Genomic DNA, 11,819 nt, shown 5'->3' with positions numbered 1-11,819 from the left:
ATTTCAAGTCATGATAGACTAAATAGAAAAAGCGAGATGAACGATTGATGTCAGAGGTACATAAAGCAATTTCTGCACATTCTGCAAAACAGCACGAGCATATTAAAACATTTATGCAGCTTGAACACCTTCGTGAAATGGCGATTGAAGAAACTATTGCTAAATGCAAAAACGATGAGCCATTTTCAACAGATGCCATTAATGAAATTACAGAAAAGATGAATCAGCTGGCCAAAAAAGGTATCGTACCGACTAGACGTCTGGTATCAAAAGAAATGGTCAAAGAATACGTCAGCCGCACATAAGCTGGATGATCCTGCCTCGAGTGCAAATCCTCCGTTACGCGCATACTATATGTATCCGACGTAAGGGGGGATTTATGTTGGGCAGAACAAAGCTGGGTAACAGAAATGCACAGGCCAATAACAATGCCAAAAAGAAAAACGGGTTTCAAACCCATTTCGACTCTTACGCAGGACGCGAAGCTGAAAAGCTGATTGCCAGCAATAAAAGACACAACGATTAATTTAACCGCAAACAGTATCTCTATACAGAGATGCTGTTTTTTATTTTCGCGGCACTTATGGTAAAATAGATCGACTGATAGAAAAAGGAGTTATCATATGAAAAATAAATTATTGCTTGTTGACGGCATGGCTCTATTATTCAGGGCATTTTTCGCCACAGCCGTGCATCGCAACTTTATGATAAATGACAGCGGGGTTCCGACAAATGGCGTTAACGGTTTTTTGAAACATTTAATCACAGCCGTGGAAACATTTCAGCCTACACATGTTGTATGCTGCTGGGACATGGGCAGCAAAACGTACCGGAATGATCTGTTTCAGGATTATAAGGCGAACCGAAGCCAGCCGCCGGTTGAGCTGATACCGCAATTTGATCTGGCAAAGGAAGCGGCCGCTGAACTTGGCATCATGAATATTGGCCTTGCCGGGTACGAAGCGGATGATTGTATTGGAACACTTGCAGCCTTGTTTTCTGAAGAAACGGATATTACGATCGTAACAGGCGACAGGGATTTACTTCAGCTGTTAACGGACGAAGTAAGCGTTGCGCTGCTTCAAAAAGGAATCGGCAATTATAAAATGTATACAAAAGAAGTATTTTACGAAGAAACAGGTGTCCTGCCCAAGGCTTTAATTGACATCAAAGCGCTGATGGGCGATTCCAGTGATAATTATCCCGGAGTAAAAGGCATTGGAGAAAAAACCGCGTATAAACTGATTCGTGAATACGAAACAATTGACCGCTTGCTGGAGAATCTGTCTCTTCTTCCAAAGGGACAGCAGGGGAAAATTCAGCAAGGTTTAAGCGACCTGGAAATTTCGAGGAAGCTTGCTGAGATTAACTGCTCTGTGCCGTTAGCCTGTACGCTGACAGAAGCCGTTTTTACATTGAAAATGGAGCAGGCGGCTGTCATGCTTCGCCGCCATCAGATCAAAGGAATAGAGCGTATGCTTGAAAAACTGAACGCTAGAGAGATCGTTTAAGATCTTCTCTAGCGTTTTGTATTGCTTTTTTTAGCTCTTTCCTCAAGCTCTGTTTTAGGGTCATTATGTGTATTTCCTTCTAAATCGCCTTGCGGGGAAACACCGCCGGTCAGCCGGCCCTTATCTTTCTTTTTCATGTTTGTTCACCTCATCAATAGCATGAACCATTCTAATTCTTATCATTCATCCGAATCGCTTCTTTTGCCAGCTGGTCGGCTTTTTGGTTTTGCTTTCCCGGAATCCATTTGATGAAAAAAAGAGGGAAGGCCATTTTTAATCGGATGATTTCTTCGACAAATGACTGAAACGCTTTATTTTTCACGATTTCAAGATCGGCTGCGCGTTCCACGATATCCGAATCAGTTCGAAAGGAGACCGATTGATACCCGCGTGCTGCACACAGTTTCATGCCTTCAATTAACGCCAGAAATTCCGCTTCCTGGTTGGTATGCATTCCAATTGGAATCGAGAAAGATTCTGCTTTTCCTTCATGTTTGATAAAAATTCCGATGCCGGAAGGCCCTGGATTACCGGCGCTCGCTCCGTCAACATATATTTCTGTAGGCATCATGTACTCCTTTCGTCACTCGGAATCATTTTTTTCGCCGCATAAGCATATGGCAGAGAAATCAGAGATACCGCAAACTTAATCAAATATGTAGAAATAAAAATATGAAGCCAAACATCCGCCGGATATGTGCCGAAAAAAGCGACTCCGGTAAAAATGAATGTATCAAACAGCTGGCTGACTGCTGTACTGCCGCCGTTTCTCAGCCATAGAAGCCGATCGGAAGGAAATATCCTTCTAATTGCCGAATATACATAAACATCCAGTGTTTGGCTGAAGATAAAGGCAAGCAGACTTCCCAAAGCAACTCTCGGGAGAAAACCGAAAATCGTTTCTAGCGCTGTTTGTGAAATATCGCTCGAAGCGGGTTCGAAAAGCAGAACGCCCTGCATAACAAAAGTCAGTGTCAGGAGAGTCGAAAACCCGAGCCATACAGCTTTTCTCGCTTCAGCTGGCCCATATTTTTCATTCAGCACATCTGTAGCAAAAAAGATTGTGCCGTACATCACATTCCCGAGCGTTGCTGTTAAGCCAAACAGTTCAACCGTTTTGACGACTTGAAGGTTGGCACAGACTGTTGCAAAGCCGATCCACACAAATAAACCCATTTTGCCAAATCCTTTATAAAATAAAAGAACAATGATAAAATGAATGATCGCAAAAAAGATCCAAAAAGAGTTATTAAACAAAATGAAGAAGCTTCCTTTCCGGGTTAAGAATGGTTTGATTATAGCACAAGCCCGGCAACTAATGAATGGTAAGGTGATTATATTGAATCTCAGACCGCACATGAAAATAGAAGCAAAAGGGACAGGGCCTGTCTCGTTTTTGGGCGAAAACTGGCTGACTGTTCAGGAAGCGCGTATGCTCGCGAGGGAACTCGGCCGTTTTCCTTATATGAAGGAACTTGAATTCGAAGATGAGAAGGGCGGCATCTGGACGCTAAAGGAATTAGAAAAGCTGACTGAGGAGCTTGCGCATGAACCTGATGACATTACCGTTTATTTTGACGGCAGTTTCGATAAGGAAAGCCAGCTGGCCGGGCTCGGAATCGTCATTTATTATTCATTGGGAGGGGCGCGTCACCGCTTAAGAAAAAATAAAAGCTTCCGTCTGAAAACCAATAACGAAGCTGAATATGCCGCTCTTTATGAAGCGATAAGAGAAGTAAGAGAGCTCGGAGCTAGCAGAAATTCAATCACGATCAGAGGGGACTCTCTTGTTGTGCTGAACCAGCTTGACGGCAGCTGGCCTTGCTATGATCCCTCCCATAATGAATGGCTGGATAAAATAGAAGCGCTTCTTGAGTCACTAAAGCTGAGTCCGACATACGAAACGATACAGCGAAAAGAAAATCAGGAAGCTGATGGCCTCGCAAAAAAAATCCTATCTCATCAATTCGTAGAAAGCCACATGAAATTAGACTGTAACGGAGATGACAATATTGGATAAGAAAGCTATATATAAGGAACTGACAGAACTGCAAGATGAATATTGCAAAGACTGTTTTATTAAGAAGCAGTTTCGCAAGGAATTTGGCAAAACATACGCACATTCATTTTGTATCAATAAATGTACAGTGGGGGAAAAGCTTAAATCATATGGAGATGTCTTAACCAAGCACTAAAAAATAAAACCGCAGAAGCTGCGGTTTTATTTTTTAAATTCATCCAGCTGATGCTGGCAGGCATCTAACAGCTGTTGTTGCTGCTGTACAAATTCAGGATCATCAAGAGCTGCCAGTTCTTGAGACAGTGAAAGCTCCCTGGCGTCCTCGATGGCTTGGTATGCGGAATTGAGTAATGTTGAGCTTCGGCCTCTTGTGGCGGCGCCGGTCGTTTTCTGCGCTGTTTCCACCGCTAGCTCCAGCTGCCGTTTATCGGTAAATCCAGTCTGATCCTCTTCATGAAATTCTGAGTTCACAAAAAAACACCTCCGCAACTATTTTGCAGAGTTTTTTTAAATTTATGTGCCAAAATAGAAAATAAAATAAAAAATAAGCCGATATAACTATTGAACCTGAATGAGTAGGTCTGTTTTACTATTTGAGGTATCTTGGTAGAGAAGGGGAGCACAGCTATGGATGATAAAGACTTAAAATCGATCCTTCACAAAACATTTATAGAAATATACAATGATTTAGAAGAACTTGCGGATATTGCGAAAAAAGGAAAGCCGTCAATGGAAAAGCATATTGAAGAGATTGAGCAGAGGTGCAAACAAAACATTTTAGCGATCGAAATTCAGATGAAAATCAAATAGGAGAGGCATTTGCCTCTCCTCTATTTGTCAACTTATATTGAGTTTAGAGTTTTACAACATTAGAAGCTTGAGGTCCACGATTACCTTCGACAATTTCAAAAGAAACTTCTTGTCCTTCTTCTAATGATTTGTATCCTTCTCCTTCGATAGCTGTGAAGTGAACAAATACATCGTCTCCGCCTTCAACTTCAATGAAGCCGAATCCTTTTTCGTTGTTGAACCATTTTACTTTACCGTTTTGCATATTGCTTAATTCCTCCTAGTACTGTAGCACCTATGTGCTAAAAAAAATTTTGTATCATTTAACTTCGTTTCGTTGTTAAATGATGGTTCAACTATACACCATCTGGCAGCACGCGTCAAGTTGCGAAACTGCTTATTTTTGAAAAAAAGGGCAAGTTTCTCAAAAAAATGTAACCGCTTTTACGAAAAGATGAATGCGAATAAAAAGAGCACACGATTTTTCGTGTGCTCCTGCAAGAACATCAGTTAAGAAAGCGCCTTGGCTTTTTGTTTGGTCGTCATCATTTCTGATTCCTTCAAAATATCCTCCAAAATCACTTCAGAGGAGTGTGCCAAATGAAGACTCTTAATGTTTTTCTTCATTCGCTGTAAGGTATCTTCATCTGAAAGAAGGGAGGTGACAGACTCGAGAATCTCTTCATGCCGGTTCACGACAATGGCAGCTCCGCGGTCCTCAAAGAAATTTGCATTTTCTTTTTCTTGTCCGGGCACTGGTTTGTACAGAATGACAGGCACGCCGATAGCAGTGGCTTCTGTCAAAGTAATACCGCCTGGTTTTGTAATCATGCAATCTGTGACCCGGAAGAGCTCGTCAATTCGCTCTACATAGCCGAGAACCTTTAAGTTATCGCTGTTTTCTGCTTCAAGTGTGCTCAAGGATTCTTTTAAAGCCGTATTTTTTCCGCATACGACCACCACTTGCACCTGATCATCCATAACAAGGTTTTCGCACAGCTCTTTTACGTTCTTTAATACACCGTGTGCGCCAGCCATGATGAGCAGCACTTTTTTATCAGGCGAAAGATCGTACTTTTTATAAATCGGCTCTACCGGCAGCGATTCTTCAAATTGAGGCCTGATCGGAATTCCCGTAATTTTCACGTTGCTGGGATGGGTCCCGATCTCAATCAGTTTTTCCTTCACATAATCTGTCGCCACATAATATTTATCCACATTTTCGTGAACCCAAATTTTATGAAGACAAAAATCAGTCATGACGTTGAAGGTAGGAATAACTCTTCCTGTTCTCCGTCTGTATTCGGGTACGACGATCATCGGAAATGTATTAATAATGATGTCGGGCTGATGTTCATCGACAAGTTCGCCCAATCGTTTATTTCCCATTTTAAAGTAAATATTAAATTTACGTTTATTATAGATTTTGTCAACTCCGTAATAAAACAAACGATAAAACTGTTTTCCGATTGAGAAGCTTTTTAAATAAAGGTACTGAGTTACCTCTGAAACAATCGGATTTGACTCTTGATACAAATTAGAAACTGTTACATGCTGAAAGCCGAGACGTACACATTGTTCATAAAGCGTTTTGGCTACCTGTACATGTCCATTTCCGTAATTTGCAGTCAAAATTAATACTCTTTTATTGGTATTCAAGTAAATTCACCTCAATGTAATCAACAACAAGCAAGCTTCATGCATCGTAAGGAGTTATTGTCTATACATAAACATAACACAAATACATAATCGAATTATTAATGCAGTGAAAAAATTAAACTAATTTTAAAAGATTCGGATTCCAGTATTTTTAATTTTTGTTATACGCATACTGAATCAGATGTATTTTATCATATTTTTTGCTCAGCGTATCACTTTAAAAAGAAAAATTAGTCCCATTCATAAGGAGTTTCTTGGTAAACATAATAATTAAGCCAGTTCATAAACAATAATGTCGCATGTGCTTTCCAGCGATTGACAGGTTCTTTGCTGTCTTCTGCGAAATAATGTTTCGGCGCCTCGACAGTCGAAAGGTTTCGTTCCAGATCTCTTTCATACTCTTGAAGTAACGTATTTGTATCATATTCAGGGTGTCCTGTTAAAAAGACTTGTTTTTCGTCTTTTGACACAATTAAGCAAACCCCAGCTTCCTTTGATGCAGTAAGAATGTTTAACTCGGGCACTGCTTGCAGTTGTTCCATATTTATATCTGTATGCCGGGAATGCGGCACGTAGTATAGCTCGTCAAAACCTCTTACCAATCTTTCGTGCTTGGAAAGAACAGTATGTTCAAACACACCAAAGATTTTTTTCGGCATTTCAGTTTTTTCCACGCCGTAATGATAATACAAACCTGCCTGAGCACCCCAGCAAATATGCAAGGTTGACGTGACATTCGTTTTGCTCCATTCCATAATCTCTTTGAGCTCTTCCCAATAAGAAACATCTTCAAACGCCAAATGCTCGATCGGCGCACCGGTGATGATCATGCCGTCAAATTTCTTATGACGGATATTGGAGAATGTCGTATAAAACTCATCAAGGTGTTCCCTTGCTGTATTTTTCGGTGTATGAGTGCTTGGGATTAAAAATGTAAAATGAACCTGCAAAGGCGAATTCCCAAGCAGTCTGAGCAGCTGAGTTTCCGTTTGGATTTTTTTCGGCATTAAATTTAAAATAATAATTTTCTGCGGCCGGATATCCTGATGAAATGCTCTGCTTTCATCCATTACAAAGATATGTTCACTCTCAAGCACCTGTTTTGCCGGCAGGTGTGTAGGTATATTAATAGGCAACGTGCCACCTCCATCATTTCCCCGTTAATTTTCTTCATTATAGGAATTTTCCCGCCAATTTTCAATCTATCTATAAGGGTTTGAAGGGGAACAGCAGAAAATACTATATAATAAACGCAAACATATGACTTTTGGTTTCACTGTAATGAGTTTTCCAGGTGTCATGCAATAAATAGAATAATAGCTCCTTCTCAAGAGATGTTTCTGTTCATAAACAAATGATCCGATGAGGGAAGAACATCCGTTGAACACGATGTCTGTACAATTGATAAACCTAGAGCTTCCGTTTTGTTTTGAAACAGGAAAAAAGGTAAAATAATCACAGCACTCAGGTTCATTAGGAGGGAATTTCAATGTCTATATACAATATGAGGGTCCGCACCATTACAGGCAAAGACATGACACTTCAGCCATTTGCCGGAAAGGTGTTGTTGATTGTTAACACAGCCAGTAAATGCGGTTTTACTCCTCAATTTAAGCAGCTTCAGGAGTTGTATGATACATACCAACCGGAGGGCCTGGAGATTTTAGGGTTTCCCTGCAATCAATTTATGAATCAGGAGCCTGACGACGAGGAAGGCATACAGGAATTTTGCGAAACAAATTACGGTGTGACGTTTCCCATGTTTTCAAAAGTCGAGGTGAACGGAAAAAATGCCCACCCGCTTTTTGCGTATTTGACAGACAATGCGAAAGGCATGCTTGGAACAAAGGCAATCAAATGGAATTTCACTAAATTTGTAGTGGACAGAAACGGAGAAATAGCCGGACGCTACTCACCAAACACAAATCCGAAAGAACTGGAAGACGTTATTGCGAAGTTATTAGGACAATAAAGAGGGTGTTTTGGTGCGGGATCGAAAACTGATGCAGACAGAGCAAATCAGGACATGGGTCAAATCTGTTCTGAGCGGGGAAAGCACGGGTCATGATTGGCTTCATGTGTCAAGAGTTGCAGAGCTTGCTTTATCTATTGGAAAAAAGGAAAATGCGGATTTGTTCGTCGTTGAAGCGGCAGCCTTGGTTCATGATTTGATTGATGTGAAGCTGCCTGACGCAATCAGGCTTTCAGTCAGTGAGGTGGACGAACGGCTGGTTTCTTTAGGAGCCGGAAAAGATGAGGCTGAAAGAATTATTCACATTATTACTAGAATGTCCTTTCGGGACAGGGAAAAGCTCGGAAAAGAACCGCTTTCACTTGAGGGGAAAATCGTACAGGATGCTGACAGGCTGGATGCAATCGGCGCAGTTGGTATAGCACGGACGTTTATGTTTGCGGGAGCAAAGGGACATAGCCTTTATGGAAATGATAAGAGTGCCTATACCCACTTTTTCAGCAAGCTGCTGCTCCTAAAAGATATGATGAATACAGATACCGCAAGAGAAATGGCTGACGAGAGGCATAAATTTATGCTTCATTTTGTCGGTCAATTAGAAAAAGAAATTCCCGGAATTGATATTGAAACATCGTAATAGAAGGCGCGGGGCGACTATGTTAGAATAAGTCACAGATAGGCTATAGGAGGACAATCATGAAGATAAAATCAATTGAACCGACGCCAAGCCCGAATACAATGAAGGTCATCTTAACGGAAGAGCTTCCGGCGGGCAAAAGCAATAATTATAAACCGGATCAGGCAGAAGGCGCCCCGCCTGTTGTCGTGGAAATCCTAAATATTGAAGGAGTTAAAGGGGTATATCACGTTGCCGACTTTCTTGCGGTTGAACGGAACGCCAGATATGACTGGAAAGACATTTTACCGCAAGTCCGGACGGCATTTGGAATGGAGAGCGCTGAGAGTGCAGAAAACCGCTCGGATCAGGAGTCATTTGGAGAAGTGAAAGTTTTTGTACAGATGTTCAGCGGAATTCCTATGCAAGTCAAATTAACAGATGGTGAGCGTGAAGAGCGTTTCGGGCTTCCTGACCGTTTTCAGCAGGCGATCTTAAAACTCAGATCTGAAGCGTCAAATGTTGTGTTTGAACGAGCTTGGAAAGAACAAGGCGTCAGATTCGGCGATTTTACTGAAATCGGCCATGACGTGACAGAAGAGCTTCAGGCCGCTTACAGTGATGAAAGGCTGAAACGGCTAACGGAAGCAGCGGCCCAAGGTAAAGGCGAAACGAAACAAACAGCACAGCGCAAAGCCTATAAAGTAACGCTTGACATGCTGGATGATGAGGACTGGAAGCGGCGATACGCACACTTGGAGCAGATGGATCCAAAAGAAGAGGACATCCCCGTTTTGCAAAAAGCATTGGATGATCCGAAGGTGTCCATTAGAAGACAGGCTGTTGTGTATTTGGGAATGATTGAATCACCTGATGTTCTTCCTCTATTGTATAAGGCGCTTGAGGATAAGTCTGTATCGGTGAGAAGAACGGCTGGAGACTGCCTGTCTGATATCGGCGATCCTCAAGCCATCCCTGCGATGATAAAATCGTTAAGCGACTCAAGCAAGCTGGTCCGCTGGCGCGCCGCTATGTTCCTTTACGAAGTCGGTGATGAAAGTGCAATAGAAGCTTTGCGGGCTGCTGAAGATGATCCGGAATTCGAAGTCAGCCTTCAAGTGAAAATGGCGCTGGAACGAATCGAACATGGGGAAGAGGCAAAAGGTTCAGTCTGGAAGCAAATGACAGAGAGCAGAAAAAAAGGCGAATAAAAAAGAAGATGAAGGTGCAGATCATGCACCTTTTTTGTTTGAATTCACTTTTTATAAAAATTATTTCGAATATTGTTGAAAAATAATCAAAAACTATATATAGTAAGTAACAATATTAATAGTTGGAGGGTTCCCATCGACAGAAAGCTATATAAATATAAAAACATGAATCAAACAACAGAGGAAAGGGCGGCCTGAAATCATGCGATTTAGCTAAAACGGCCCACAAATAAACTGAAAATTGTTAAAATAAAATTCAATCTAACAATTGAGACTATTTAGGAGGATCACCATGGCAGAATTACGCAGTAACATGATCACACAAGGAATCGATAGAGCACCGCACCGCAGTTTGCTCCGCGCAGCAGGTGTAAAAGAAGAGGATTTTGGTAAACCGTTTATTGCGGTTTGTAACTCATATATTGATATCGTTCCCGGTCATGTTCACTTGCAGGAGTTTGGGAAAATCGTAAAAGAAGCAATCAGAGAAGCCGGAGGCGTACCGTTTGAATTTAATACAATCGGTGTAGATGACGGAATTGCGATGGGGCATATCGGAATGAGATATTCGCTCCCGAGCCGTGAGATCATCGCGGACTCAGTGGAAACTGTCGTATCAGCGCACTGGTTTGACGGAATGGTCTGTATTCCGAACTGTGATAAAATCACGCCGGGAATGCTTATGGCGGCTATGCGCATCAACATTCCGACCATTTTTGTCAGCGGAGGACCGATGGCGGCAGGAAGAACAAGCGACGGCCGCAAAATCTCTCTTTCTTCAGTATTTGAGGGAGTCGGTGCTTATCAAGCTGGAAAAATCGGCGAAAGTGAACTTCAAGAATTAGAACAGTTCGGCTGCCCGACATGCGGATCTTGCTCGGGAATGTTTACAGCAAACTCAATGAACTGTCTGTCAGAGGCACTTGGATTGGCTTTGCCTGGTAATGGAACCATTCTTGCGACATCACCGGAACGAAAAGAGTTTGTCAGAAAATCAGCTGCGCAATTAATGGAAACCATTCGCAAAGACATCAAACCGAGAGATATCGTTACAGTAAAAGCGATTGATAACGCGTTTGCGCTTGATATGGCGCTCGGCGGTTCAACAAATACTGTACTTCATACGCTTGCCCTTGCAAATGAAGCTGGCGTTGAATACTCTTTAGAACGCATCAATGAAGTCGCAGAGCGCGTGCCGCATTTGGCCAAGCTGGCGCCTGCATCTGATGTATTTATTGAAGATCTTCATGAAGCGGGCGGTGTGTCTGCAGCATTGAATGAGCTTTCCAAAAAAGAAGGAGCACTTCATTTGGACGCGCTGACAGTTACAGGTGAGACGCTTGGAGAAACCATTGCCGGACATGAAGTGAAGGATTATAACGTGATTCATCCGTTAGATCAGCCATTCACTGAAAAGGGCGGCCTTGCCGTATTATTCGGAAATCTGGCTCCGGACGGCGCTATCATCAAAACCGGCGGCGTACAGAACGGAATTACGAGACACGAAGGGCCGGCTGTCGTATTCGACTCTCAGGATGAGGCGCTAGACGGCATTATCAACCGGAAAGTAAAAGAAGGCGATGTCGTCATCATTCGTTACGAAGGGCCAAAGGGCGGGCCGGGTATGCCTGAAATGCTTGCACCTACATCACAGATTGTCGGAATGGGGCTTGGTCCGAAAGTAGCGCTGATTACAGACGGACGTTTTTCCGGAGCATCACGAGGCCTTTCAATCGGACACGTATCACCAGAGGCAGCAGAAGGCGGACCGCTTGCCTTTGTTGAAAACGGCGATCATATCATCGTTGATATTGAAAAACGCATCCTGGACGTTCAAGTGCCGGAAGAAGAATGGGAAAAACGGAAAGCGAATTGGAAAGGCTTTGAGCCAAAAGTGAAAACCGGCTATTTAGCCCGTTATTCTAAACTTGTAACAAGTGCCAATACGGGCGGTATCATGAAAATCTAGACATCATGATCACATTCTCTTATTTTAAGATGTGAACATTTGAAATCCGGCTCTCTCTATAGTATCCTTTAC

Annotated in this window: 17 protein-coding genes; 10 read left to right on the top strand and 7 right to left on the bottom strand. The window is 42.4% G+C overall.

The genetic code is table 11. The annotated features are described in order from the left end of the window. Positions 1-47 precede the first annotated feature (47 nt). The 3 genes from NYE43_RS10960 (at position 48) to NYE43_RS10950 (ending at position 1,511) form a co-directional block, all read left to right on the top strand. Positions 48-305, top strand: coding sequence for a YpbS family protein (locus NYE43_RS10960; protein WP_341061861.1), 258 nt, complete (start codon positions 48-50; stop codon positions 303-305). A 74-nt stretch (positions 306-379) separates the two neighbouring features. After that, on the top strand, positions 380-526 hold the full coding sequence (locus NYE43_RS10955) for a hypothetical protein (protein ID WP_003230761.1): 147 nt from the start codon (positions 380-382) through the stop codon (positions 524-526). 97 nt (positions 527-623) lie between these two features. Further along, positions 624-1,511 carry a 5'-3' exonuclease gene (locus NYE43_RS10950; RefSeq protein ID WP_101864412.1) on the top strand — a complete coding sequence of 296 codons (888 nt, stop codon included), beginning with the start codon at positions 624-626 and terminating at the stop codon, positions 1,509-1,511. Positions 1,512-1,519: 8 nt separating this feature from the next. On the opposite strand, the gene sspL is transcribed toward NYE43_RS10950, so the two are convergent. From sspL to NYE43_RS10935, 3 genes are read right to left on the bottom strand one after another with little or no spacing between them, the layout of a single operon-like run. Next, complete coding sequence (gene sspL / locus NYE43_RS10945; protein ID WP_010334670.1) at positions 1,520-1,648, bottom strand: small, acid-soluble spore protein L; 129 nt, start codon at positions 1,646-1,648, stop codon at positions 1,520-1,522. Positions 1,649-1,680: 32 nt separating this feature from the next. Then, on the bottom strand, positions 1,681-2,079 hold the full coding sequence (locus NYE43_RS10940; protein WP_024121805.1) for a reverse transcriptase-like protein: 399 nt from the start codon (positions 2,077-2,079) through the stop codon (positions 1,681-1,683). Then, positions 2,079-2,768, bottom strand: a complete 690-nt coding sequence (locus tag NYE43_RS10935; protein ID WP_024121804.1) for a queuosine precursor transporter — start codon at positions 2,766-2,768, stop codon at positions 2,079-2,081. Before NYE43_RS10935 ends, NYE43_RS10940 begins: the two co-directional genes overlap by 1 nt. An 82-nt stretch (positions 2,769-2,850) precedes the next feature. On the opposite strand from NYE43_RS10935, the gene NYE43_RS10930 reads away from it, so the two are divergent. Both NYE43_RS10930 and NYE43_RS10925 read left to right on the top strand, forming a co-directional pair. Continuing rightward, positions 2,851-3,531: a ribonuclease H family protein gene (locus NYE43_RS10930; RefSeq protein WP_341061856.1), complete on the top strand. Its 681-nt coding sequence runs from the start codon at positions 2,851-2,853 to the stop codon at positions 3,529-3,531. Continuing rightward, positions 3,524-3,706 carry a zinc-finger domain-containing protein gene (locus tag NYE43_RS10925; RefSeq protein ID WP_024121802.1) on the top strand — a complete coding sequence of 61 codons (183 nt, stop codon included), beginning with the start codon at positions 3,524-3,526 and terminating at the stop codon, positions 3,704-3,706. Before NYE43_RS10930 ends, NYE43_RS10925 begins: the two co-directional genes overlap by 8 nt. 26 nt (positions 3,707-3,732) lie before the next feature. Here the strand turns inward: NYE43_RS10925 and NYE43_RS10920 are convergent, their stop codons facing one another. Next, positions 3,733-4,002 carry a DUF2564 family protein gene (locus tag NYE43_RS10920; RefSeq protein ID WP_024121801.1) on the bottom strand — a complete coding sequence of 90 codons (270 nt, stop codon included), beginning with the start codon at positions 4,000-4,002 and terminating at the stop codon, positions 3,733-3,735. A 156-nt stretch (positions 4,003-4,158) separates the two neighbouring features. On the opposite strand from NYE43_RS10920, the gene degR reads away from it, so the two are divergent. Further along, the gene (gene degR, locus NYE43_RS10915) at positions 4,159-4,341 is read left to right on the top strand and encodes a transcriptional regulator DegR (protein WP_010334663.1); all 183 of its coding nucleotides are present in this window, start codon (positions 4,159-4,161) and stop codon (positions 4,339-4,341) included. A 43-nt stretch (positions 4,342-4,384) separates the two neighbouring features. Here degR and cspD read toward each other — a convergent pair whose 3' ends face one another. From cspD to metA, 3 genes are all read right to left on the bottom strand, one after another. After that, entirely contained in the window at positions 4,385-4,585 is a 201-nt protein-coding gene (cspD, locus tag NYE43_RS10910) for a cold-shock protein CspD (RefSeq protein WP_003153604.1), read from the bottom strand. 245 nt (positions 4,586-4,830) lie between these two features. Continuing rightward, the gene (locus NYE43_RS10900; protein ID WP_095713141.1) at positions 4,831-5,979 is read right to left on the bottom strand and encodes a diglucosyl diacylglycerol synthase; all 1,149 of its coding nucleotides are present in this window, start codon (positions 5,977-5,979) and stop codon (positions 4,831-4,833) included. 230 nt (positions 5,980-6,209) lie between these two features. Continuing rightward, entirely contained in the window at positions 6,210-7,115 is a 906-nt protein-coding gene (metA, locus tag NYE43_RS10895; RefSeq protein ID WP_024121799.1) for a homoserine O-acetyltransferase MetA, read from the bottom strand. Positions 7,116-7,468: 353 nt separating this feature from the next. Between metA and NYE43_RS10890 the strand changes: the two genes are divergently transcribed. The 4 genes from NYE43_RS10890 (at position 7,469) to ilvD (ending at position 11,747) form a co-directional block, all read left to right on the top strand. Continuing rightward, on the top strand, positions 7,469-7,951 hold the full coding sequence (locus NYE43_RS10890) for a glutathione peroxidase (RefSeq protein ID WP_024121798.1): 483 nt from the start codon (positions 7,469-7,471) through the stop codon (positions 7,949-7,951). 31 nt (positions 7,952-7,982) lie between these two features. After that, on the top strand, positions 7,983-8,588 hold the full coding sequence (locus NYE43_RS10885) for an HD domain-containing protein (RefSeq protein ID WP_341062728.1): 606 nt from the start codon (positions 7,983-7,985) through the stop codon (positions 8,586-8,588). A gap of 59 nt (positions 8,589-8,647) precedes the next feature. Continuing rightward, positions 8,648-9,778 (top strand): conserved virulence factor C family protein, encoded by a 1,131-nt coding sequence (locus tag NYE43_RS10880; protein WP_341061851.1) that lies wholly within the window; start codon positions 8,648-8,650, stop codon positions 9,776-9,778. A gap of 292 nt (positions 9,779-10,070) precedes the next feature. After that, entirely contained in the window at positions 10,071-11,747 is a 1,677-nt protein-coding gene (ilvD, locus tag NYE43_RS10875) for a dihydroxy-acid dehydratase (protein ID WP_024121795.1), read from the top strand. The last annotated feature ends 72 nt before the right edge of the window (positions 11,748-11,819 follow it).

Source organism: Bacillus sp. FSL R5-0434, from assembly GCF_038004745.1.
Classification (GTDB): domain Bacteria; phylum Bacillota; class Bacilli; order Bacillales; family Bacillaceae; genus Bacillus; species Bacillus halotolerans.
The sequence above is the reverse complement of the archived record's forward strand: the minus strand, read 5'-3'. Positions and strand labels throughout refer to the sequence as shown.